Source organism: Micromonospora halotolerans (assembly GCF_032108445.1).
GTDB classification, from domain to species: domain Bacteria; phylum Actinomycetota; class Actinomycetes; order Mycobacteriales; family Micromonosporaceae; genus Micromonospora; species Micromonospora halotolerans.
This window is the reverse complement of sequence record NZ_CP134876.1, coordinates 1,867,091-1,889,698: the sequence shown is the minus strand read 5'-3', so window position 1 is coordinate 1,889,698 and position 22,608 is coordinate 1,867,091. Positions and strand designations below refer to the sequence as shown.

Sequence of the window (22,608 nt, the reverse complement as noted above, 5' to 3'; positions counted from 1 at the left end):
TCAGTATGCGGGCACGGCCGCCCGGCCCCGGGCCACCGGGGTCAGCTCGCGGGTGGTCTCGGCCGCCCGGGTGGCGGTCGGCAGCTCACGGGTGGCTCCCGGCCCGGTCAGGTCCACGATGGACAGCGCCGGCCGCGGCTCGGTGACCGGTCGGGTGGCCGCGTACGCCTCGTCGCGCAGGCTCCGCGCGGCGGCGGCGGCCAGCTCGGCGGCCCGCCAGGCGGCCTGCTCCCGCTCCCGCGCGGCCTCCTGCCGGGCCCGGAGGTTGTCCCGGACCAGCCGGCGCAGCAGCAGCTCCTGCTCGACCGGGTGCCGGCTGGGATCCCAGCCCCGGTGGCCGAGGATGTCGCTGAGCTGCTGCACGGTGATCTCCTTGCGCCACTGGGCGTCCAGGGCGGCCCGGTGCAGCCAGCGCTCCCGGTCCACGTACTCCGCGGGCGTCCGGGCGGTCCGGGGCAGGGGCAGCGCCGCGGCGGCGGCCAGCCGGCGGACGTCCTCCTCCGCCGCCTCGTACGCCCGCCACGCCTCCTCGACCTCCTCCTGCGCGGCCAGCCACTCGGTCCGGCGCCGCTCGGCGGTCGCCGCCGCCCGCGACGCGGCAACCGCCACCTCCTGCGCGTACCGGGACTGCTCCCGGGCGTGCTCGCGGGCCTGCTCGGCCAGCTCGATGCTGCTCGGCCGGGCGGCCTCGCTGATCCGGTCGCCGAACACCGACCGGAACCGGTCCGGGCGGACGATCAGGGCGGCGACCACGAGCGCCGCCACGGCGAGCAGGGCCAGCCAGATCACGGCGGCTCGGGGAACGTCGGGCAGGACGGTGGAGAAGACGGTCTGCATCACCAGCACCTCGTGGTGGAACGGTCGGAGTCAACGGTCGGGGCCCGGATGCGGGCGGGGGCGCGGCGGCGCGCGACGGGGAGCGTCGGGGCGCGGTCGAGGGGCGCCCGGGGCGTTCCCGGGTCGGCGCGGTCAGGCGCGCGGCGGACCGCGGCGGGCGATGGCGGCCCGGCCGGGGTCGGCGGCGACCACGACGCCGGGGCCCGCCACCGGTGCGGGGGCGTCGGCGACGGCCTGGTGCGCCGGTCCCGCCGGGGCCGGCGCGGCGAGCGGGTGCCGGACGGGCGAGTCGGCGGCGGAACGGCTGCCGGACGCCGTCCTGGCCGGACGGACGGCCGGACCCACGTCGACCGGAACGGCGACCGGAGCGTCGACCCGGAGGTCGGCGGCCGGGCGGGCCGCCGCGGCCGGGTGGAGGTGGTCGGCGGCCGGCATGGCTGCCGGGCCGGTGAGGCCGGCGATGAGCGCGAGCGCGGTCACCGCCGTGCGGGCGATCCTGCGCAGCGTGGCCGTCCAGAGGGACGGGGCGAACGCTACGGGCAGCACCGTTTCAACCTATCGGTCAGCTCCGCCTCGTGCAGCTCGACGATCTTCCCGGTCGACGTGACCCGTCCCACCATTCGGTGTGGACGAACCCGGTCCCGCCGGCGGCTCGGCGCCTCGCCGGACGCGAAACGGCGCGGCGCCCCGGTGGGGGACGCCGCGCCGTCGTGAGCCTGCGGTCAGTTGCCGCCGAGCACCGGCGGCGGGGCCGCCTCGCCGTCGGACCAGACCATCTCGTCCTCGGTCAGCCAGGTCAGCCGGCCCTCGGCCTCGTCGTCCTCGCCGCCACGCGCGCCCAGCACACCGTTGCGGCCGGCCATGGCGGGACGCCCGGTCGTGCCGCCCTTGCCGGTGGACCGGCCCTCCGTCTCGACCGTCAGGCCCCGTCCGGAGGCGAGGCGGCCGGTGCCCGCGGCCGACCGGCTCTCGGCGCCGATCCCGCCCATCCGGCCGGAGCCCGCCGAGCCGCCGCCCGAGCCGGCCAGCGACCCGGTGCCGCCCAGCACGCCCGGCATGCCGTAGAGCGAGCCGCCGCCCCCGGCGGTCGGCAGGGTCGCGTTGGTGCCGCCGAGCCCGGGGCCCGCCGCCAGGCCGGTGGTCGGGCCGGTCGCGGTCAGCGGGGCCGCACCGGCGAGCGAGGTGCCGGTCGGCTCGACCGTGCTGCCCGCGCCGATGGTGCCCGGCGTGCCCGCGCCGGGCTGGCCGCCCGTCGTGTCACCGCCGCCCGTCGTGCCGCCGACCGTGCCGCTGCCCGGGGCGGTGTGGTGCACGCCCGAGGTGGTGGCGGTGCCGTTCGCGGCGGGACCGAAGCTTCCCACGCCCGGCCCGGCCGACGGCGTGCCGACCGAGGGGCCGCTCTTCAGCGTCGGGTCCGTCGGGTCGCCGTGACCCGGGAGCCCCGAATCCGGCGGCTCCGGCACGACGATCCGGCCGTAGGCCGAGAAGTCGTAGCCCTCGGCAAGCTTGGCGACCACCTGCACCATCCGCTGGTGCGCCTTCTCCTGCTCGGCCTTGTCCTGCTCGTGGCCGACGATGCCGCCGACCAGCGCGCCCGGCACACCGCCGACCAGGAAGCCCTTGCCGGCGCCGGAGAGCAGCTTGTCGTTGTCGTCGGTCTCCTCGGGGCTCTCCGCCTTCGCCTGGGCGGTGCGCAGCTCGCTGGCCATCATGTCGAGCCCCTGTCGGATGCCCGTCATGCCCTCGGCCAGGTTGCCGGAGTAGTCGGCGACCAGGTTGAGCCGGCGGTGGAACTCGCGGGCGGCGTCGCCCGTCCAGGTCTTCAGCAGCGCGTCCAGGTCGGCGGTCAGATCCCGGCTGAGGTCGTCGAGGGTGCCCTTCATCGACGTCCACTGGGCGCTGAGCCCGTCGATCTGCTTCGGGTCACCGGCGTTGACGCCCTGGTAGAGCTCCTTGTGGCTGACGTGCTCGTAGCGCTGGGTGTATTCAGACACGCGGATCCTCTCCCTTCGGCTTCATCGCCTCGGTCAGCCCGGAGAGAGCGGCGACGATGTCGGCCGCGGCGGCGGCGTTGCGTGCCTCGGCCGTCCGGTAGTTGGTCATGATGGTCCTGGTGGCCTTCTGGGCGGCCACGATCGCCCGTCGCAACCGCTCGACGTGGTTGGCGTAGCTCTGGTGCGTCTCGGAGTAGCGACGGGAGTTGTCGGTGGCGTCGGTGAACGTGCCGAGTGCCGGCGGCCGGCACTGCATCTCGGTGTTGAGCTTCTTCAACACCGACTCCGCCTCGCTCAGCCGGCGCTCGAGCCGCTGGTGGAAGTCCTCCAAGGACAGTACGTCCACTGTCGTGCGCCCGGTCATGGCTGCATCCCCGTAGTCATCGTCGAGAACCGTTGGCCACGTTCAGGTTAGTCGACCCGGGCCAGCCGGGGCGACCCGTCGTCCGGCCCTATCCACTTCGGACCGTGTCCGTCGCGGTCATCCGCCCTGCGCAGGGGCCACGTCGTCGTCCGGCCCGGAGGTCGCGCCGCCGCTCGACACCGCGCCCGGATCGAACTGGTTCATCGCGTCCTCGCGCTCCAGGGTCGGCCCGGTCGGCACCAGGGCCAGCAGGGACGCGGGCACCGCGAGCGGCGTCACGTCGCCGTACCCCAGGGCGCTCTTCGCGTCGCCGGAGGCGGTGCCGAGCGGGTAACGGACGCCCTGCGGGGTGATCAGGTAGACGGTCGTGCCGGCCGCGGCCTTGCCGGTCTCCCCGGCGGTGGCCTGCACCAGCACGCCCTTGCCGCCGGGCAGCAGCACGCTCTCGGCGGTCCGCACCGCGTCCCGGTCGCTCTGCCGCGCCGCCACCCCGGTCGACACCGTCAGCTCGGCCGGCGGCTGGTCGAAGACCTCCAGGGTGGTGGTCGGCTGGCCGGCCGGCCCGGGGCGGTACGTGGCACAGAGCACCGTCCGCCCGGCGCGGACCTCGTGCAGGGTGGGCAGCCGGTCCGGCAGGCCCTCGGCCTCCAGCCGCTGGTCGGTGAGAAGCTGGCCGGCCTGGTCCGGCGTGATGTCGGTGACCTGGCCGCCGCCGCCGAGCAGCAGCAGGGCCGTCACCTCGCGGATCGCCACCAGGCCCTGCTTGGCCAGCACGTAGTACTGGCCGGCGGCCCGGTAGACCTGGCCGACCCGGGCCGGACGGTCGCCGACGGTCAGCCCGCTGGGGTTGCCCTCCCCGTCGATGGTCGGCTTGCGCAGCGCCGGGCCGACCGGCACGGCGTTGAGCAACTGCTGCCCGACCGTGAGGGTGGTCGCCCCCGCCATCTTCAACGCCACCAGCGCCTGCTCGTCGCCGACCACCCGCAGCCGCGCGCCGCCGGTCAGCAGGTAGCGCGCGTCGTTCAGCTTGACCAGGACCGCCCGGTCGGTGAGCGGGGTGCCGCCGGGCAGCGGCCGGTCGATCACCAGCCGGGTGGTGGAGCGCTGCGGGTCGTTCGCGTCGGGCACGTCGCACACCGACCAGGGGAGGCCGACCAGCGACTTCCGGTCCGGCACGGCGTCCGGGGCGCCCACGATGCCGACCGCCCGGCCCCGTGGCCGATCCTTGATCGAGGCCTGGGACATGGTGCGGACCGGCGCGCCGGCGTCGTTGAGGATGAGCCGGGCCGAGGCGTAGTTGAGCGTCGGGTGCAGCACCTTGTCGTCGGTGAAGACGTAGGTCGCCCCGGTCTCCCGCTCGATCACCAGCGTGTTCGGCTCCAGCGGGGCGGAGTTGCTGGTGAACTGCCCGTACGCCCCCGCGCCGCCCAGCACGACGGCGGCCGCGATGACGCTGCCGAATACCGCCATGCCGAGCCGCCGCATCGGCAGGTCGTTGGTCTCCGGGTCGCCGGAGAGCAGCGCCGAGACGATCCGGCGGGTGACGAAGCGGTACGCCTGCACCTGATCGCGGCGGGTCCGCATGACTAACCTCCGGCAGGGGTGGGTCCGCGCGGCGATCAGGTCCGAACTCCGCCGCGGGCTTCCCTACGATAAGGGGCCGTCGACGGTTCACCGGGACCCCGCCCGCCACCCGGCGACGCACCGCACCGGCGGATGCCCAGGATGTCCAGAAGGGACCCTCACCGATGACCCAGGTCCAGGCGCCACCCGGTCGTACGGCCACCGTCCCCGCCGTGCCGGCGGACCGACCGGTCACCCCGGCCGACCGGCGCCGGCGCGGCCGGCTCGGCCCGGTCGTCGTCGGCCAGCTCGTGGTGCTGGAGTGCGCCGCGCTCGCCGTCTGGTTCGCCACCGGCGGCCCGACCTGGCTGCTCGCCACCGTCGGCGCGCTGGCGCTGCTGGCCGTGGTGGCCGCCTTCGCCCGGCGCGGTGGCCGCTGGTGGTACGAGGACCTCATGCTCCGCCGCCGGCTGCGCCGCCGCCGTGACCGGGCCCGCGGCGCCGCGCCGGCCGGCGACGCGCGGCTGGCCGCGCTCGCCCCGGACCTGTCCGTCGTCGAGCTGACCGAGCGCGGCACCCGGCTCGGCATCGGGCAGGACGACCGGGGCTGGTTCGCCGCCGTCGCGCTCACCGGCCGGCCCGGCTCACCGGCCGGGTCGATCGAGGCGGGCGTGGTGGACCGGGCGCTCGCGGTGCTCGCCGACTTCTCCGGGCCGGTCACCCAGACCCAGGTCGTCTCGCACACCCTGGTCTGGTACCCGGCTCCGGGCGCGCCCCCGGCGGCGCACCGGACGGTCTGGGTGGCGCTGCGCCTGTCGGTCGCCGACGCGCGCGCCGAGACGGTGAGCCGGGGCGGCGGCATGCACGGCGTGCACCGCACGGTCGCAGCCGGCATCGGCCGGCTCGGCAAGGCGCTCAACGCCGCCGGTCTCGGTCACCGGGTGCTCGGCCGGGACGAGCTGCACGCCGCGGTGGTCTCCGGCGCCGGCCTCGACCTGGCCCCCGAGTCCCCGGTGGAGAGTTGGGAGAGCCTGCGCGGCGGCGGCTGGACCCAGCGCTGCCTGGCGCTGCGGGTCCGCCCCAACGGCTCGCTGGGCGCGCTGGTGGACGCGGTGACCGCCACCTCCGCCCCCTCGCACACCGTCGCGGCCGTGGTGCTCCCCGGCGGCCGGCAGCTCCCGCCGCTGCTGCGGGTGGCGGCCATGGACGGTCACGCCGAGGCGCTCGTGAAGGCGGTCCGGGAGGTGGCCCGCCGCTCCGGCGTGCCGGCCCGCCCGCTGGACGGCCAGCACGGCCCGGCGGTCTACGCGACCGCGCCGGTGGGCACCGCGATGGGCACGGTCACGGCCGAAGGTTGACGATCCAGCCGTAGAGGCCGCACACCCAGACGGCCAGCGGCACCAGGGCGACGATCAGCAGGATCTCGACGATGTCGAGGGTGCGGCCCCAGACCGGCGAGATCCGCTTGCCCGCCACGGTGAGCCCGTAGATCAGGCTGATCACGGCGACCACCAGCAGGCCGCCCAGGATCAGCCCGAGCCGGACCGGCAGCGGGTTCGCGCCGAAGGTGGCCGCGGCCGCCAGCCCCAGACCGAGGGTGCCGGCGAGGAGCACCGGGGTGCGCTGGCCGCGGCCCAGGAACGGGCGGGCCCGCAGCAGCGCCAGCAGGGCCAGCACCAGGCAGAGCAGCACGGCCGGCAACCGGCCGTTGTCGGCGAGCACCACCTCGCCGCCGAGCACCAGCACCGACACCGTCCACAGCAGGCCGGTGAGGTACGCGTCGGCGCGCTCGCTGTTGCGCAGCACCTGCGGGCCGTCCACCGACTCGGTGTCGCTCTTCAGGTCGTCCGGACCCGTCGGGATCGACGGCACCGGCAACCGGGCCAGCCGGTAGGAGATCATGGGCAGCGCCGGCAGGGCGCCGAACGCCACCGTCGCCACCACCGCGGCGGCGGCCGCCGCCCCGATGTCGAACGCCAGGCAGAGCGCCGCGCCGAAGCCGACCGCCACGCCCACCCCGACCGCGCCGAGGAAGAGCGGCAGGCGGTCCCCGACGGCCAGCGCGGCGACCGCGCCGAAGAGCACGACCGCGGTCGCGGCGAGCAGCACGTGCGGGCTGGCCAGCTCGGAGAGCCGCCGGTCGCCGGCGAGCACCAGCAGGCCGCCGATCGCGGCGTAGCCGAGGCCGCCCGTGGCCAGCACGGCGCCGGTGCGGCTGTCGCCGGCCGCCCGGGACAGCACCGCGGCGCTGATCAGCAATGCGACCGCGACCACCAGCGCGGCGAGCGCACCGGGCAGCTGGGGCGGCCCGGCGAACAGCGTGAACGCCGCGCCGGCCGCCAGCGCCGCACCGGCGAAGAGCACCGAGAACGCCCGGGTGGTGCCGACCTGCCAGGCGCCGGCCCGCTGGTTGGTCGACGTGGCGACCGCGTCCACCACGTCGTCGAAGACGATCTCGGGCGCGGCGGCGGCCCGCGGGTTGAAGTAGAGGACCTCGCCGTCGCGGACGCCGAGCTGCGCGGCGGTGCGGCCGCCGTCGAGCGGCTGACCGCCGAGCCGGGACAGGCTCCAGCCGCCGTGCCGCACGCCCTCGTCGGCGAGATCCTCGCCGGCGTAACGCAGCAGCGTCGGCAGCAGGTCGGCCAGCGGCACGTCGGACGGCAACGCCAGATCCATCCTGGTCCGCGGCGCCACGATGGTGATCCGGCTCAGTCCGCCGGTCGCCGTTTTCGTCGCCACAGTGGCCTCCTCGTGCTCGCCTACGATCCACCTCGGCCGCCCGCGCCGCCCCCGTGGGTCCACGGCGCCTCCGGGAGATTACCTACGATGGCGGTCGCACAGGTTGCCCACCCGACGACTCGGGTGCGTCGGCCGATGACGAGCAGGGCCGCTTCTGGGGAGGAGACAGCCGTGAGCACGGTGGTGTTCCGCCGGCTTCCGCGTCAACCGGGGCCCGCGCTGCCGCGCGGGGAGGTGCTGCTGGAGTCCCCGCCCGAGCTGCCGGAGCCGCAGGCCAAGGGCATGGGTCAGGTGCTGATGATCCTGCCGATGCTCTGCGGCGTCGGCGCGATGGCCTTCCTCTACGCCGGCCGCGGCGGCGGCATGATGACGTACGTGGCCGGCGGCCTGTTCGGCGTGTCGATGCTGGGCATGGCGGTCGGCACGCTCGGCAACGGCGGCAACGACAAGGCCGAGCTGAACGCCCAGCGGCGCGACTACATGCGCTACCTGGCCCAGATGCGCAAGCGCACCCGGCGTGCCGCCGAGCAGCAGCGCGCCGCGATGACGTGGCGGCACCCGGAGCCGGACGCGCTCTGGTCGGTCGCCGCCTCGCGCCGGCTGTGGGAACGGCGGATCACCGAGGACGACTTCGGCGAGGTGCGGATCGCGCTCGGCCCGCAGCGGCTGGCCGTGGAGATCGTGCCGCCGGAGACCAAGCCGGTGGAGGACCTGGAGCCGATGAGCGCGATCGCGCTGCGCCGGTTCGTGCGGGCCCATTCCAGCGTGCCCGACCTGCCCACCGCGCTGTCGCTGCGCGCGTTCAGCCGGATCGCGTTGCGCGGCGACCGGGAGCCGGTGCTGGACCTGACCCGGGCCGCGCTGGCCCAGCTGGTCACCTTCCACGCGCCGGACGACCTCCTGGTGGCCGTGGTGGCCGCGCCCGACCGGCAGCCGGCGTGGGACTGGGTGAAGTGGCTGCCGCACGCCCAGCACCCGGGGCGTACGGACGCGGCCGGCGCGCGGCGGATGGTCTTCGCCAGCCTGGCCGAGGCGGAGGCGGCGCTCGCCAACGAGCTGGGCGGCCGGCCCCGGTTCGCCCCGGAGGCGAAGCCGCTCACCACGGCGCCGCACCTCGTGGTGGTGCTCGACGGCGGCGAGGTCTCGCCGACCTGCGCGCTGATGGGGCCGGGCCTGCTCGGCGCCACGGTGATCGACCTCTCCGGCACGGTGCCGCGCGACGCGGGCCGCTGGCTGCTCTGCCTGGACACCGGCAACGGCAGCGGGCTGGACCTGGTCCGCGGCACGGCCACCTCCCGGCTGGGCCGGCCGGACCGGCTCACCATGGCGGCCGCCGAGGGGCTGGCCCGGCAGATCGCCCCCTACCGGCTCTCCCAGCAGCAGGGCGCCAGCACCGAGGAGCCGCTGGCCCGCAGCATGGAGCTGCCGGACCTGCTCGGCGTGGGCGACGCGGCCACCGTGGACACCCAGCAGACCTGGCGGCCGCGCAGCCACCGGGACCGGCTGCGCATCCCGCTCGGCGTGGGGCCGGACGGCAACGTGGTCGAGCTGGACTTCAAGGAGTCCGCGCACGAGGGCATGGGCCCGCACGGCCTGGTCATCGGCGCGACCGGTTCCGGCAAGAGCGAACTCCTGCGTACGGTCGTCGCGGCGCTGGCCGTGACGCACTCGTCCGAGGAGCTCAACTTCGTCCTGGTCGACTTCAAGGGTGGCGCCACCTTCGCCTCGCTGGACGCGCTGCCGCACACCAGCGCGGTCATCACCAACCTGTCCGACGAGCTGCCGCTGGTCGACCGGATGCGGGACGCGCTGGCCGGCGAGATGAACCGCCGCCAGGAGGTGCTGCGCGCGGCCGGCAACTACGTCTCGCGCTACGACTACGAGAAGGCCCGGGCCGCGGGCGAGCCGCTGGAGCCGATGCCCAGCCTGCTCATCATCTGTGACGAGTTCTCCGAGCTGCTCGCCGCGAAGCCGGACTTCATCGACCTCTTCGTGATGATCGGCCGGCTCGGCCGGTCGCTCGGCGTGCACCTGCTGCTGGCGAGCCAGCGGCTGGAAGAGGGGAAACTCCGGGGACTCGACACCCACCTGTCGTACCGGATCGGTCTGCGGACCTTCTCGGCGGTGGAGAGCCGGATCGTGCTGGGCGTGCCGGACGCGTACGAGCTGCCCAACGCGCCGGGCCACGGCTACCTGAAGACCGACACCACGACGATGCTCCGGTTCCGGGCCGCCTACGTGTCCGGCCCGTACCGGGCGCCGGGGCAGGTGCAGCGGTCCACCCGGGCGCAGGTGCAGCGCCGGATCGTCCCGTACGGCATCGACTACGTGCCGGCGCCGGCCCTGCCGAGCCCGGCCGAGACCGCGCCCGAGCCGGAGCAGACCGGCGACGGCAAGGCCGTGGCCATGCTCGACGTGCTGATCGACCGGCTCCAGGGGCGGGGCCGCCCGGCGCACCAGGTCTGGCTGCCGCCGCTGGCCGAGCCGCCGAGCCTGGCCGAGCTGCTGCCCCCGCTGGCCGTGCACCCGACGTTCGGGTTGACCACCGCGAACTGGCCGGGGCGGGGCCGGCTCACCGTGCCTGTCGGCATCGTCGACCGCCCGTACGAGCAGCGCCGCGACCCGATGATGGTGGACCTGGCCGGCGCCGGCGGCAACGTGGTGATCGTGGGCGCCTCGCTGAGCGGCAAGAGCACGATGCTGCGCACGATGCTGGCCTCGCTGGCGCTCACCCACACCCCGCGCGAGGTGCAGTTCTTCTGCCTCGACTTCGGCGGTGGCGCGCTGCGCAGCCTGGACGGGCTGCCGCACACCTCCGGGGTGGCCGGGCGGCGGGACATCGAGGCGGTCCGCCGGACCGTGGCCGAGGTGGTCGCTGTCATCGACGAGCGGGAGAACCGGTTCACCCAGCACGGCATCGACTCGGTGGCCAGCTACCGCCGGCGCCGGGCGGCCGGGGAGTTCGCCGACGACCCGTTCGGCGACGTCTTCCTCGTGGTCGACGGCTGGAACACGCTGCGCCAGGAGTACGAGGAGCTGGAGCAGACCATCACCAACCTGGCCAACCGCGGGCTCGGTTTCGGCGTACACGTGGTGATCACCGCCGTGCGGTGGGCGGAGATCCGGATCAACATGCGGGACCTGCTCGGCACCAAGCTGGAGCTGCGGCTCGGCGACCCGGCGGAGTCGGAGATCGACCGGCGGGCCGCGCAGAACGTGCCGGGCGGGACGCCCGGTCGCGGCCTGACCCGCGACAAGCTGCACTTCCTCACCGGCGTCTCGCGGATCGACGGCAAGCGCGACATCGAGGACCTGACCGAGGCGTCGGTGGCCCTGGCCGGGCACGTCGCGGCCAATTGGCCGGGCCGCCCGGCGCCGAAGGTGCGGCTGCTGCCGCGCAAGCTGGCCGTCACCGAGCTGGCGAAGGTGGTCGACCGGTCGGCACCGGGCATCCCGATCGGCGTCAACGAGTCGGCGCTCGCCCCGGTCTACCTGGACCTGACGACCGAGCCGCACCTGACCGTGTTCGGCGACGCCGAGTGCGGCAAGACCAACCTGCTGCGGCTGATCGCCCGGGGCGTCGCCGAGCGGTACACCCCGGCGCAGGCCCGGCTGGTCATCGCCGACTACCGGCGTGGCCTGCTGGGTGCGGTGGAGGGCGACCACCTGCTCGACTACGCGCCGTCCAACCAGGTGTTCAGCCAGGGTCTCGGTTCGATCCGCAGCGCACTGCAGAACCGCCTGCCGGGTCCGGACGTGACCACCGCGCAGCTGCGCGACCGGAGCTGGTGGAAGGGGCCGGAGCTCTACATCCTGGTGGACGACTACGACCTGGTCGCCTCCGGCGGCAACAACCCGCTCAGCGCCCTGCACGAGCTGCTGCCGCAGGCGCGGGACATCGGCCTGCACCTGATCATCACCCGCCGGGTGGGTGGTGTGGCCCGCGCCCTCTACGAGCCGGTGCTGCAACGCCTGCGCGAGCTGGACTCGCCGGGCCTGCTGATGTCCGGCAGCCGCGAGGAGGGTGCCGTGTTCGGCAACCTGCGGCCGAGTCCGCAACCGCCGGGCCGGGGCACCCTGGTCCGCCGCCGGGACGGCCAGCAGCTCATCCAGACCGCCTGGACGGAGCCCGTCTGACGGGGCGGACGTCAAAGGAGCGGGTCCGGTAGCGTCGGCCCGACCGTCGAGCTGAGGAGAAGACAGTCGTGAGCAGCCCGTGGGGTTACGGCGGCGCCGGTGGCGCGGTGGAGAACCTGCTGCGCCAGGCGCAGGAGCAGCAGCGCCGGCTGGTGGAGTTCCAGCAGCAGCGCGCCGAGCTGCGGGTGACCGGGGAGAGCCCGGACGGCCTGGTCCGCGTGACGGTCGACGGCGACATGAAGGTCGGTGGCATCGACGTCAACGCCCGGGCGATGCGGCTGGACAGCTTCACCCTGGCCGAGTCGCTCCAGGCCGCGATCGACGCGGCGTACGCGGCCTTCGCCGAGCGGCAGCAGGAGCTGATGACCGAGGTGCTCGGCGGCTCGGAGCTGGTCCGCCGGGCGCAGGCGGGCAACCTCACCCCGGAGGACTGGTTCCGGGAGTTCGGCGTGGATCTGACCGACCCGACCCGCGGCCTGCGCCGCTGACCAGGGAGGAGACGCGGTGGCGAACAAGGTCGACGTCGACGCGATCCGCAAGGCGAGCAAGAAACTCGACGCTCCGGACGGCCCGATCCAGTACCTGCGCAACGTGCAGACGCTGCTGGAGAGCGTGAAACTGCCGGACGGCGCGCTGACCCTCTTCGGGGGCGGCACCGTGCAGGCGCACAACGCCTCGGTGGACGGTCACCTGAAGAACGTCAGGACCGGCATCGAGCACCTGCACAAGGCGGCCGAGCAGTTGGAGCAGACCGCCAAGAACTGGGAGAAGTCCGACCAGCCGTGGGTGGTCAAGTGACCGGCCGGGCGCGCGACGGGAGGAGCTGCTGATGTCGGAGATCCTGATCGCCAACGCGGCCGGCACGGTGACCGGCACGCACACGGTCGCCGCCGCGACGGCGCCGGTGCGCGGCCTGCTGCCGGCCGCCCGGGCCAACTGGATGTGGCTGGTCTTCGCCGGGGCGCTGGGTGCCGCCATCGCCTACCTGGAGACGTTCGACAACGACGAGGTCAACAAGTCCATCAAGGAGTGGGGCGACGCGGCGCGGCTGCTCGGCGGCGACCAGTTCGGGGCGGCGCTGGAGCAGGTCCCGCCGTCGGACGCCGAGTGGGACTTCGACGACCGGGACGCGTTCGACCTCTTCCTCCGCAAGCTCGGGGCCGAGATCAACTCGCTGGCGGAGGCGTTCAACGCCAACAGGGACACCCTCACCGCCGCCCGGGACGCCTTCAACGACGCGGTGAACGCGCTGGTCGACGCGCTCATCCCGATCCTGATCGCGGTGATCGCCTCGGTCGCCCTCCAGGCGTTCCCACCGACCGCGCCCATCGCCGAGGCGATCGGCGTGGCCGGGATGGCGGCGAGCGCGGCGATCCTGGCGCTGGTCTTCGGCGACATCAGCGCGCTGTTCTCCGCGGTCGTCGGCGGCTTCCAGGGCAACGACCGGTTCGCCTTCGTGTCGGATTCCCGTCCCGGCTGGGCGGCCACGGGTCAGGACCCGGACATCAAGGACATCAAGATCGACTGGGTGCAGGACTCCAAGTTCTACCAGTGACGGCGGAAGGGGTCCGGGGTGACCTTGGTGCTCTTCGTGTACTTCCTGGTGACCGTGCCGGTCTTCCTCGGGCTGGCGCTGGTCGCCCAGCTGTCCCGCGCCGCGTGGGCGAAGCGGGCCGGCGAAGTGGTGTTGCTCACCGGCGTCGCGGCGCTGATCCCGGTGGTGCTCGACCGGGCGGTCGACAAGCCGGTGCTGTGGCTGTTCGTGGCGCTGCTTGCGGTGGTGCTGGTCTTCGGCGTGGTGATGCACGTCCGGACGTATCGACGGCCGTCCTGACCGGCCGCTGGCGGGCGCGACCGTCCACGTCGTACGGTCTGTTCGCCGGACGGCGTTGTGCGCCATGGGGAAGCAGGGCTGCGCGGATTGGACGTCGTCCGCTACGGTTCGATTGAAGTGTCCGTCGGTGGGGTGTGTACGCCTTGCCGCGGGGGAGGGGCGCGGCGGATCCGCCGCCACAGAGATGACGGAAGGGTGTGAAGCATGGCGTTCGAGGTCAGTGCAGCGAGCCTGCACACCGCCGCGAGTGACGTGCGGTCCACGCGCAGCGACGTCGACGGTGAGCTGAAGAAACTGTGGAACGTCGTCGACGACCTGGCCATGGCCTGGAAGGGCGGGGCGTCCACGGGTTTCCAGAACCTGATGCTGCGTTGGAACGAGGACACGAACAAGCTGCTGACGGCGATGGACAACATCGCCGACCTGCTTGACAAGTCCGGCACGACGCACCAGGTCAACGACGAAGAGCAGCAGCAGATGCTGGACAAGTTCCACTCTGCTCTCAACCCGTGATCCGCGAAGACAGGCAGAGGAGGAATCGATGAGCATCAAGGTTGACTACGCTGTCCTCGAGAGCAGCAACCAGCAGATGCAGGCCATCTCGCGGACCATCGACGAGAAGCTGGACACGCTGCGCTCGATGCTGACGAAGCTCGAGTGGGAGGGCCAGGACCGCGTGGCCTACGAGCAGCACCAGGCTCAGTGGGACGCCGCCGTGCGGGACATCAACAAGGTCCTGAACGACATCGGCGGTGCGGTGGGCATCGCACGCGAGAACTACATGACCACCGAGATGAGCAACTCGAAGGTCTGGGGCTGACCCGACCGATCCGCTGCGGCTCCGCTCCGGCTCACGCCGGGGTCGGGGCCGTGGTGCTTTTCCGGCCCGGGTCCGGCGTGAGCCGGACCCGGGTGTTCAGGCGTCCTGCGGTGCGCTGCGCCGGCCGGGGCGCCAGCCGCGCCGGCGGCCTCGCACGAGGATCGGCCGCAGCGCCAGCAGGACCCCGGCCAGCACCGCGCCGATCACGGCCGCCCAGATCGCCACGGTGCGCTGCCACGCCAGCGGGTCGTCGTGCGGCGCGGGCGCCGACATCGCGCCCAGCGGCGGGTCGCTGCGGGTGCCCAGCAGGCTCGTCACAGCCCGGTACGGGTTGACCACCCCGTAACCGACCAGGGCGTTGTGGCCGTCGGGCGGGTTGTCGGCGGTGCAGGTGAGCCGGAACGCCACGTCCTTCGGGCTGAGGTCCGGGTGGGCGGCCCGCACCAGTGCGGCGACGCCGGAGACGTACCCGGTGGCGAAGCTGGTGCCGCCCTGCGGTTCGGCGCGGTAGCCGGTGCCGTCCGGGGCCGGGCCGACGATGTTCAGCCCGGGCGCGGCGATGTCCACATAGTTGCCGGTGACCGAGCTGCCGACGTGCCCGCCGCTCTCGTCCACGCCGGCGACCGCGACGACCCCCGGGTACGAGGCCGGGTACGCCGGCTGGTCCTGCTGGTTCTCCTGCCGGTTGCCGGCGGCGGCCACCAGGATCACGTTCTTGCCGAGCGCGTAGTCGACGGCCTGCCGCAGCGCCGGGTCGTCGAGCGTCACCAGAGACAGGTTGATCACGTCGGCCCCGTGGTCGACCGCCCATCGGATGGCCTTGCCGATCTCGGCCGGGATGGACTCGTCGAAGGCCTTCTGGTTGTCGGCCAGCACCCGGACCGGCAGGATCTTCGCCTCCGGCGCGATCCCGGTGTACGGCGCGCCGGTGCCCTCCCGGCCGGCGATGATGCCCGCGATCAGGGTGCCGTGGCCGACCTGGTCGCACTGGCCGTCGAACTTCTCGAGATGGTTGAAGTCCTCACCGGGGAGCACCCGGCCGCGCAGCAGCGGGTGGGTGGGGGAGACGCCGGAGTCGATGACCGCGACGGTGACCCCCTGCCCCTTGGTGACCCGCCAGGCCCCGGCCGGGTCGAGCCGGTTGAGCGCCCAGGGCGGCTCGGTCGGGGCGGGGCCGCCGGGCGGGCCGCACTTGGGGGCCGCCACGGCGGGCGCGGGCACCGCCAGCACGCCGCCGAGCAGCGCGGCCACCGCCGCTCCGGAGAGGACGGATCGGGTCCGGTGTCCGGTCCGGACGCGCTCTGTCGTCCCGTCCGGCCGCAAGCTGTCGCGCACGCGGTGAGATTACCGTCGTCGTGCCGTCCGTGCGGTGACGGGCGTACGCGGGACGCGGTCAGCTTCCGGTCGCCGGCTCCGCGAGCGGCTCGGCGGTGAAGAGGGCGAGGAGGGCACCCACCTGCTGGTCGGCCTCGGCCGGGTGCCGGAAGTGCCCGTTCGGGTTGACCGTGTACTCGTTGCGGCGGCCCACCCGGGTGCGGCGGAGGTAGCCGCCGGCCTCCAGGTCGGCGACGATCGCCTGGGCGGCCCGCTCGGTGACCCCCACCTCGTCGGCCACGTCCCGCAGCCGGGCGGTGGGGTTACGGGCGATGGCCAGGAGCACGTGCCCGTGGTTGGTGAGGAAGGTCCAGTTCCGGCCGCTGCCTTTCTCACCTGGTGTCGTCGCCATGATGGTCATGGTATGGCCCCCGCGTGTCCCGGTCCTGTCGAGGCGGCCGCCCGGGGGCGCCGTCAAGATCGGACGGACGTATGAAATCCGTATCACGTAAATCTTGACGTACCTTGGACTGCGTGTGACCGTGGGTGCCGAGGCCGCCTCCGTCGCCGGCCGGCTGACCAGGGCGTTTTTGCGCGAGGACGAGGTGAGGATCAGTGCCGCCGACCACTCCCGAGCAGGCGCTCGCCGAGCTCTACGCCGGTAACCACCGGTTCGTCACCGGCGCCCCGCGCCATCCCAACCAGGACGCCGGGCACCGGGCGGCGGTCGCCGACGGCCAGCACCCGTTCGCCGTGATCGTCGGGTGCTCCGACTCGCGGCTCGCCGCCGAGATCATCTTCGACCGGGGCCTCGGTGACCTCTTCGTGGTCCGCACCGCCGGCCACACCGCCGGCCCCGAGGTGCTCGGCAGCGTCGAGTACGCGGTGACCGTGCTGGGCACCCCGCTCGTGGTGGTCCTCGGCCACGACTCGTGCGGCGCGGTCCAGGCCGCCCGCGAGGCGGTCCGCACCGGCACGTCGCCGTCCGGGCACCTCGGCGCGGTGGTGGACGCCGTCGCGCCCAGCCTGCTCCGGGCCGGCCGGGAGGGCGTCGAGGACCTCGACGGGATAATCGACATCCACATCGCGCAGACCGTGGAGGCGCTGCTCGCCCGGTCCACCGTCCTCGCCGACGAGGTGGCCGCCGGGCGGTGCCTGGTGGCCGGCCTGTCGTACCGGCTCAGCGCGGGCGAGGTGCGCACGGTGGCCCAGGCCCCGGCCCCGGCCCCGGCCGGTGCGGTGCCCGCCCCGGCCGCGCCCGCGGACCCGGCGCTCGCCAACTGACGGCGGTCAGGAAACGTCGAAGGGGCCGGCCCGCGCGTCGCGGGCCGGCCCCTTTCGGCGTACGTCGTCAGAGCAGCGACATGTGCACGTGGTCGGTGTGGTCGGAGGGCCCGCTGTAGGACTTCCAGCCGGTGGCCGGGAACCAGATCTGCCGGTTCCAGATCACGTAATAGATGCCGAGCCGGTCCGCGTTGCGGATGAGGAAGGCGGCGACGTTGTTGCCGTACATCCGCTGGTCCTTCGTGCGCCACGAGGAGAAGCCGCTCTTCTGCAACGACCAGTCGCAGGCGCGGCCCTTCGGGTGCTCGAACGGCCCGCCGTTCCGGTGGCAGCCCACGAAGCGGTTGAAGCCGGCCCGCTTGACCTCCTTGTACGCGTGCAGCGTGCGCGGGGTGACGCAGCCCGAGGTGGTCGGGTCGTTCTCGCTGCACGACTCCGGCTTCCAGTCGCCGTCCGAGGTGCGGCCGGGGCCGACGCGGGCGACCGGCGAGGTGGCCGAGACCAGGCCGCCGGTGAAGCCGATCCCACCGACCAGCTTCAGCGCCTTCTCCGTCTCGGCCTTCTCGCGGGCCATCGCGTTCTTCTGCTTCTCCTGCTCGCGGACCTCGATGTCGAGCGCGATCTTGGCCTGCTCGGCGCGGTTCTTCGCGGCGTTGATGGCGGCGAGCTTCTGCGAGTTCAGCAGGTTCAGCTCGTCGAGGGCGGCCGCCCGCCGGACGAACGAGTCCGGCGTGTTGCTCTCCATCAGCATGGCCATGGCGCCCATCCGGCCGGTCCGGTAGGACTGCGCGGCGATCTGGGCCACCTGCGGGCTCAGCGCGTCGAGCTCGCTCTGTGCCGCCTTCACCTCGAGGGCGAGTTGGAGCTGGCGCTTACGGGACGTGTCGAGCTTCGCCTTGGCCTGGAGGTAGGCCCGGTTGGCGGCGTCGATGGCCTCGGTGATGAGGGGGTCGTCCTCCTCCTCGGAATGCCCCGAGGGGGTGGGGGTGCTCGGAGCGGCCGTCGCCGGGGTCGGCCCCACCAGCACGGTGAGCGCGCCCAGCACGGCCACCACGGGGGTCAGCCAGCGGCGCAGGGGTGCCGTCACAGTGTTCCCTTCCGTCGGCCGCCGACCGGGTTAGCTGACGGGTTCGGGACGGAAGTGGCCCCTACCGCTCGCGCGGATTCACCCCATGTACCTGGTTCCCCGGCTCGCCCGCGGGCGATTGGGCGGCGGCACCGCTGGCGCCGGTGCGCGCCTTCGGCGGTGACCGGCAGCGAGGTTACCCGAGAGTCCTCCCGGTGTTCTACGTCCGGAAGCCGACCAATAGCGAGAATTCGTCCTCGCCCTGCGTGACCAGGATCGCGTTTCAGATCCGCCGTCACGCTGCGGAGTGTCACCATGCGGCCTGCGTGCTCCCCGCGGCGCCGGACCCGCCCGCCGGCGCGCCGGTCCGGCGACCGCCGAGGCCGTCCGACCGGCCGGTCAGCCTCGCTTCATGAGGCGGCCCACGGCGGCCATCATCTCGGTGGCCATCTCGTCGGCGCGGCCCTCGGCGGCGCCCTCGTGCATGCAGTGCCGGGCGTGCCCGTCGAGCAGGCCGAGGCCCACCTTGTCCAGCGCGGCCTGGATGGCGGAGATCTGGGTCAGCACGTCGATGCAGTAACGGTCGTCCTCGACCATCTTCTCGATGCCGCGAACCTGGCCCTCGATACGGCGGAGCCGCGCGAGGAGCTGGTCCTTGCTGGCGGTGTAGCCCCGGGTCGGGGTCGTCGGTGCGGTCATGACGCAAGGATAGCGTACCCCTCGGGGGTATGGTACGGTCGTCTCGTGGCCGATACCCCCACCGGGTAACGGTAACGACAGCGGCGGAAGGGAAGAAGCGCGATGGTCACCACCACGTACCAGGTGCAGGGCATGACCTGCGGGCACTGCGTCAACTCGGTCAGCGCCGAGGTGAGCGCACTGCCGGGCGTCACCGACGTCCAGGTCGACCTGGCCTCCGGCCGGGTCACCGTCACCAGTCAGAGCCCGCTGGACACGGACACCGTCCGCGCCGCCGTCGACGAGGCCGGTTACGACCTCGTCGGGGCGTGACGGGTCCGCGGACCCGAAGGAACCGAGGTACCCCGATGAACACGGCGACGAAGCTGAGCGGCTTCGCCCTCGGGCTCGCGGCGGTGTTCGGCACGGCGTACGGGGTCGGCCACCTGGCCGGCCCCGTCACCCCGGCCGTCGAGACCCGCCACGACGCCACCGACGCCGGCCACGACTCCGGCGGAACCGACCACGGTGACGGGGGCCACGCGGCCACCGCCACCGCCCACCTGCCCGGCGGGCTGCTCGTCTCCGACCACGGCTACACGCTCCAGCCGGTGACCGCCCCCGCGGGCGAGTTCGCCTTCCGGATCACCGGCCCGGACGGACGGCCCGTCACCCGCTACGACGTGGCCCACGACAAGCGCATGCACCTGATCGTGGCCCGCCGCGACCTCTCCGGCTTCCGGCACGTCCACCCGGAGCTGGCCGCCGACGGCACCTGGCGGGTCGCCTCGCCGCTCGCCGGAGCCGGCGTCTGGCGGGCGTTCGCCGACTTCACCCCGACCGGCGGCGAGCCGCTCACCCTCGGGGTCGACGTCACCGTCCCCGGCGCCCTGGAGCACCGGCCGCTGCCCGCGCCGGTGACCCGCACCACGGTCGACGGCTACACGGTCACCCTCACCGGCGCCCCACAGCCCGGTCGGACCAGCCGGCTCACCCTGACCGTCAGCCGGGACGGCCGGCCCGTCACCGACCTCCAGCCCTACCTCGGGGCGTACGGGCACCTGGTGGCGCTGCGCCAGGGCGACCTGGCGTACCTGCACGTGCACCCGGAGGGCGCGCCCGGCGACGGGCGGACCCCGGCCGGACCGGCGGTCACCTTCGCCGCCGAGGTGCCCTCGTCCGGCGCGTACCGTCTCTACCTGGACTTCCGGCACGGCGACGCGGTGCACACCGCCGAGTTCACCGTGCTGGCCGGGGACCAGGCCACGCCGGCGCCCGCCGCGCCGGCCCCCACGACCGCACCGACCCCGGACGCCGACCACGGCGCTCCCGGGCACGGGCACAGCTGACCGGAGGTGACGAGATGACATCCGCCAGGTCCCTGCCGGTCGCGCCGCACCTGATCGAACTCGCGATCGGGGGCATGACCTGCGCCTCCTGCGCCGCCCGGATCGAGAAGAAGCTCAACCGGATGGACGGCGTGGAGGCCACGGTCAACTACGCCACCGAGAAGGCCACCGTCCGGTACGCCGACGAGGTCACCCCGGCCGAGCTGATCGCCACCGTGGAGAAGACCGGCTACACGGCCGTCGTCCCGCCGCCGCCCGCGCAGGTCGCCGCCGGGGCGCCCGCCGAGCCGGTGGACGAGCTGCGCGGGCTGCGTACCCGGTTGTGGGTGTCGGCCGTGCTGACCGTGCCGGTGATCGTGCTGGCCATGGTGCCGGCCTGGCAGTTCGACTACTGGCAGTGGCTGTCGCTGACCCTGGCCGCCCCGGTCGTGGTCTACGGCGGGCTGCCGTTCCACCGGGCCGCCTGGATCAACCTGCGGCACGGCGCGGCGACCATGGACACGCTGGTCTCGCTCGGCACCCTCGCCGCGTTCGGCTGGTCGCTCTGGGCCCTCTTCCTCGGCGATGCCGGGATGCCCGGCATGACCCACGCGTTCCGCTTCGACATCACCCGCACCGACGGGGCCGGCAACATCTACCTGGAGGCCGCCGCCGGGGTGACCGTGTTCATCCTGGCCGGCCGGTACTTCGAGGCCCGCTCGAAGCGGACCGCGGGCGCTGCCCTGCGCGCCCTGCTGGAGCTGGGCGCCAAGGACGTCGCGGTGCTGCGCGGCGGGCAGGAGACCCGGATCCCGGCGGACCAGCTCGTCGTCGGCGACCGGTTCGTGGTCCGCCCCGGCGAGAAGGTCGCCACGGACGGCGTGGTCGTCGAGGGGACCTCGGCGGTCGACGCCAGCATGCTCACCGGCGAGTCCGTGCCGGTCGAGGTCGCGCCGGGCGACACCGTGGTCGGTGCCACCGTCAACGCCGGCGGCCGGCTGGTCGTCCGCGCCACCCGGGTCGGCGGCGACACCCAGCTCGCACAGATGGCGAGGCTGGTGGAGCAGGCGCAGACCGGCAAGGCGGCCGTGCAGCGGCTCGCCGACCGGATCTCCGGCGTCTTCGTGCCGATCGTGATCGCCCTGGCCGCCGGCACGCTGGGCTGGTGGCTGGGCACCGGGGGCGGCACGACCGCCGCGTTCACCGCCGCGGTGGCGGTGCTGATCATCGCCTGCCCGTGCGCGCTGGGGCTCGCCACGCCGACCGCGCTGCTGGTCGGCACCGGGCGGGGCGCCCAGCTCGGCATCCTGATCAAGGGCCCGGAGGTGCTGGAGTCCACCCGCCAGGTCGACACCGTGGTGCTGGACAAGACCGGCACCGTCACCACCGGGAAGATGACGCTGGTCGACGTGCTGCCGGCCGGGGGCGAGGACGCCGCCGAACTGCTCCGGCTCGCGGGCGCGCTGGAGGGGGCCTCCGAGCACCCGATCGCCCGCGCCGTCGCCGACGGCGCCGCCGAGGCGGGGCCGCTGCCCGCGGTGACCGGCTTCGCCAACGCCGAGGGCCTCGGCGTGACCGGCACGATCGACGGCCGGGAGGTGGTGGTCGGGCGGCTCCGGCTGCTGCGCGAGCGCGGTCTCGACGTACCCGAGGAGGTCGTGCGGGCGGTGACCGGCGCGGAGGTGGCCGGCCGGACGGCGGTCGTGGCCGGCTGGGACGGCCGGGCCCGCGGTGTCCTCGCCGTGGCCGACGTGGTGAAGCCGACCAGCCGGGCGGCCGTCGCCCGGCTGCGCGAGCTGGGGCTCACCCCGGTGCTGCTCACCGGCGACAACGCCACCGTGGCGAAGGCGGTGGCCGCCGAGGTCGGCATCGACGAGGTGATCGCCGAGGTGCTGCCGGCCGACAAGGTGGCGGTGGTCGAGCGGCTCCAGGGTGAGGGGCGGACCGTGGCCATGGTCGGCGACGGGATCAACGACGCCGCCGCGCTCGCCCAGGCCGACCTGGGGCTGGCTATGGGCACCGGCACCGACGTGGCCATCGAGGCGTCCGACCTGACCCTGGTGCGGGGCGACCTGACGGCCGCCGTCGACGCCATCCGGCTCTCCCGCCGGACCCTCGCGATCATCAAGGGCAACCTGTTCTGGGCCTTCGCCTACAACGTGGCCGCCCTGCCGCTGGCCGCCGCGGGCTTGCTCAACCCGATGATCGCCGGCGCCGCGATGGCTTTCTCGTCGGTCTTCGTGGTGGCGAACAGTCTCCGGCTGCGGCGCTTCCGCCCGGTCGGCTGAGGACCGGGGATTCGGACGGCGGGCGTCGGGGTACTCCTCTGACGGTACGGAAACCGCTGAGTGGAGGTTCTTATGGGCATCGACGACAAGATCGACAACGCGACCGAGAACACCGCCGGCAAGGTCAAGGAAGGCGTCGGCCGGGCCACGGACGACGAGCGCCTCGAGGCCGAGGGCCGCAACGACCAGGCGGCCGCCAACCTCAAGCAGGCGGGCGAGAAGATCAAGGACGCCTTCAAGAGCTGACCACCAGTTCTCGTGGGCCGGGCCGGCAGCGCTGCCGGCCCGGCCCACGACGCGTGTGACGGCTCCACATCGGATAGTCCACAGTCGCTCACCGGGGGTCACCCTGGTTGGCGCCA

Annotated in this window: 23 protein-coding genes and 1 riboswitch; of the genes, 13 read left to right on the top strand and 10 right to left on the bottom strand. The window is 74.0% G+C overall.

Features of this window, described 5'->3' with window-relative positions; genetic code table 11:
• The 5 genes from RMN56_RS08825 to eccB all read right to left on the bottom strand — a co-directional run bounded on the left by RMN56_RS08825 (position 1) and on the right by eccB (position 4,779).
• Positions 1-837 (bottom strand): hypothetical protein, encoded by an 837-nt coding sequence (locus RMN56_RS08825; protein ID WP_313723342.1) that lies wholly within the window; start codon positions 835-837, stop codon positions 1-3.
• 132 nt (positions 838-969) lie between these two features.
• Positions 970-1,383 (bottom strand): hypothetical protein, encoded by a 414-nt coding sequence (locus RMN56_RS08820; protein WP_313723341.1) that lies wholly within the window; start codon positions 1,381-1,383, stop codon positions 970-972.
• Between the two features lie 176 nt (positions 1,384-1,559).
• Positions 1,560-2,831 carry a WXG100 family type VII secretion target gene (locus tag RMN56_RS08815; protein WP_313723340.1) on the bottom strand — a complete coding sequence of 424 codons (1,272 nt, stop codon included), beginning with the start codon at positions 2,829-2,831 and terminating at the stop codon, positions 1,560-1,562.
• On the bottom strand, positions 2,824-3,195 hold the full coding sequence (locus RMN56_RS08810) for a DUF2563 family protein (RefSeq protein ID WP_313723338.1): 372 nt from the start codon (positions 3,193-3,195) through the stop codon (positions 2,824-2,826). Before RMN56_RS08810 ends, RMN56_RS08815 begins: the two co-directional genes overlap by 8 nt.
• Positions 3,196-3,312: 117 nt before the next feature.
• Positions 3,313-4,779, bottom strand: coding sequence for a type VII secretion protein EccB (eccB, locus tag RMN56_RS08805; RefSeq protein ID WP_313723336.1), 1,467 nt, complete (start codon positions 4,777-4,779; stop codon positions 3,313-3,315).
• Between the two features lie 164 nt (positions 4,780-4,943).
• On the opposite strand from eccB, the gene RMN56_RS08800 reads away from it, so the two are divergent.
• Complete coding sequence (locus tag RMN56_RS08800) at positions 4,944-6,116, top strand: type VII secretion protein EccE (protein WP_313723335.1); 1,173 nt, start codon at positions 4,944-4,946, stop codon at positions 6,114-6,116.
• Here RMN56_RS08800 and eccD read toward each other — a convergent pair.
• Entirely contained in the window at positions 6,100-7,497 is a 1,398-nt protein-coding gene (gene eccD / locus RMN56_RS08795) for a type VII secretion integral membrane protein EccD (RefSeq protein WP_313723334.1), read from the bottom strand. The genes RMN56_RS08800 and eccD overlap by 17 nt on opposite strands.
• A 171-nt stretch (positions 7,498-7,668) precedes the next feature.
• Here eccD and eccCa point away from each other — a divergent pair, with 171 nt between their 5' ends.
• From eccCa to RMN56_RS08760, 7 genes are all read left to right on the top strand, one after another.
• Positions 7,669-11,634: a type VII secretion protein EccCa gene (gene eccCa, locus RMN56_RS08790; RefSeq protein WP_313723333.1), complete on the top strand. Its 3,966-nt coding sequence runs from the start codon at positions 7,669-7,671 to the stop codon at positions 11,632-11,634.
• 68 nt (positions 11,635-11,702) lie between these two features.
• Positions 11,703-12,122, top strand: a complete 420-nt coding sequence (locus RMN56_RS08785) for a YbaB/EbfC family nucleoid-associated protein (RefSeq protein WP_313723332.1) — start codon at positions 11,703-11,705, stop codon at positions 12,120-12,122.
• A gap of 16 nt (positions 12,123-12,138) precedes the next feature.
• Positions 12,139-12,432, top strand: a complete 294-nt coding sequence (locus RMN56_RS08780; protein WP_262283191.1) for a hypothetical protein — start codon at positions 12,139-12,141, stop codon at positions 12,430-12,432.
• Between the two features lie 31 nt (positions 12,433-12,463).
• Entirely contained in the window at positions 12,464-13,189 is a 726-nt protein-coding gene (locus RMN56_RS08775; protein WP_262283190.1) for a hypothetical protein, read from the top strand.
• An 18-nt stretch (positions 13,190-13,207) separates the two neighbouring features.
• The gene (locus RMN56_RS08770; protein WP_313723331.1) at positions 13,208-13,468 is read left to right on the top strand and encodes a hypothetical protein; all 261 of its coding nucleotides are present in this window, start codon (positions 13,208-13,210) and stop codon (positions 13,466-13,468) included.
• Positions 13,469-13,672: 204 nt separating this feature from the next.
• Positions 13,673-13,981, top strand: coding sequence for a WXG100 family type VII secretion target (locus RMN56_RS08765; RefSeq protein WP_151462501.1), 309 nt, complete (start codon positions 13,673-13,675; stop codon positions 13,979-13,981).
• Between the two features lie 28 nt (positions 13,982-14,009).
• Positions 14,010-14,288 carry a WXG100 family type VII secretion target gene (locus RMN56_RS08760; RefSeq protein WP_313723330.1) on the top strand — a complete coding sequence of 93 codons (279 nt, stop codon included), beginning with the start codon at positions 14,010-14,012 and terminating at the stop codon, positions 14,286-14,288.
• A gap of 96 nt (positions 14,289-14,384) precedes the next feature.
• Here RMN56_RS08760 and mycP read toward each other — a convergent pair whose 3' ends face one another.
• A complete protein-coding gene (mycP, locus tag RMN56_RS08755) occupies positions 14,385-15,623 on the bottom strand; it encodes a type VII secretion-associated serine protease mycosin (protein ID WP_313723329.1) in 1,239 nt (412 codons plus the stop codon).
• A gap of 58 nt (positions 15,624-15,681) precedes the next feature.
• Positions 15,682-16,023 (bottom strand): helix-turn-helix transcriptional regulator, encoded by a 342-nt coding sequence (locus RMN56_RS08750; RefSeq protein ID WP_313723327.1) that lies wholly within the window; start codon positions 16,021-16,023, stop codon positions 15,682-15,684.
• Positions 16,024-16,217: 194 nt separating this feature from the next.
• Here RMN56_RS08750 and RMN56_RS08745 point away from each other — a divergent pair, with 194 nt between their 5' ends.
• Positions 16,218-16,886, top strand: coding sequence for a carbonic anhydrase (locus RMN56_RS08745; protein ID WP_313723325.1), 669 nt, complete (start codon positions 16,218-16,220; stop codon positions 16,884-16,886).
• 67 nt (positions 16,887-16,953) lie between these two features.
• Here the strand turns inward: RMN56_RS08745 and RMN56_RS08740 are convergent, their stop codons facing one another.
• Complete coding sequence (locus RMN56_RS08740; RefSeq protein ID WP_313723324.1) at positions 16,954-17,973, bottom strand: coiled-coil domain-containing protein; 1,020 nt, start codon at positions 17,971-17,973, stop codon at positions 16,954-16,956.
• 4 nt (positions 17,974-17,977) lie between these two features.
• Positions 17,978-18,108, bottom strand: a riboswitch (cyclic di-AMP (ydaO/yuaA leader).
• A 243-nt stretch (positions 18,109-18,351) separates the two neighbouring features.
• Positions 18,352-18,651: a metal-sensitive transcriptional regulator gene (locus RMN56_RS08735; protein WP_046568942.1), complete on the bottom strand. Its 300-nt coding sequence runs from the start codon at positions 18,649-18,651 to the stop codon at positions 18,352-18,354.
• A gap of 102 nt (positions 18,652-18,753) precedes the next feature.
• Between RMN56_RS08735 and RMN56_RS08730 the strand changes: the two genes are divergently transcribed.
• The 4 genes from RMN56_RS08730 to RMN56_RS08715 all read left to right on the top strand — a co-directional run bounded on the left by RMN56_RS08730 (position 18,754) and on the right by RMN56_RS08715 (position 22,492).
• The gene (locus RMN56_RS08730; RefSeq protein WP_313723321.1) at positions 18,754-18,963 is read left to right on the top strand and encodes a heavy-metal-associated domain-containing protein; all 210 of its coding nucleotides are present in this window, start codon (positions 18,754-18,756) and stop codon (positions 18,961-18,963) included.
• A 35-nt stretch (positions 18,964-18,998) separates the two neighbouring features.
• Positions 18,999-19,979, top strand: coding sequence for a DUF8832 domain-containing protein (locus tag RMN56_RS08725; RefSeq protein ID WP_313723320.1), 981 nt, complete (start codon positions 18,999-19,001; stop codon positions 19,977-19,979).
• Positions 19,980-19,993: 14 nt separating this feature from the next.
• Positions 19,994-22,246, top strand: coding sequence for a heavy metal translocating P-type ATPase (locus RMN56_RS08720; protein ID WP_313723319.1), 2,253 nt, complete (start codon positions 19,994-19,996; stop codon positions 22,244-22,246).
• A 72-nt stretch (positions 22,247-22,318) separates the two neighbouring features.
• Positions 22,319-22,492 carry a CsbD family protein gene (locus RMN56_RS08715; protein WP_091260889.1) on the top strand — a complete coding sequence of 58 codons (174 nt, stop codon included), beginning with the start codon at positions 22,319-22,321 and terminating at the stop codon, positions 22,490-22,492.
• Positions 22,493-22,608: the final 116 nt, after the last annotated feature.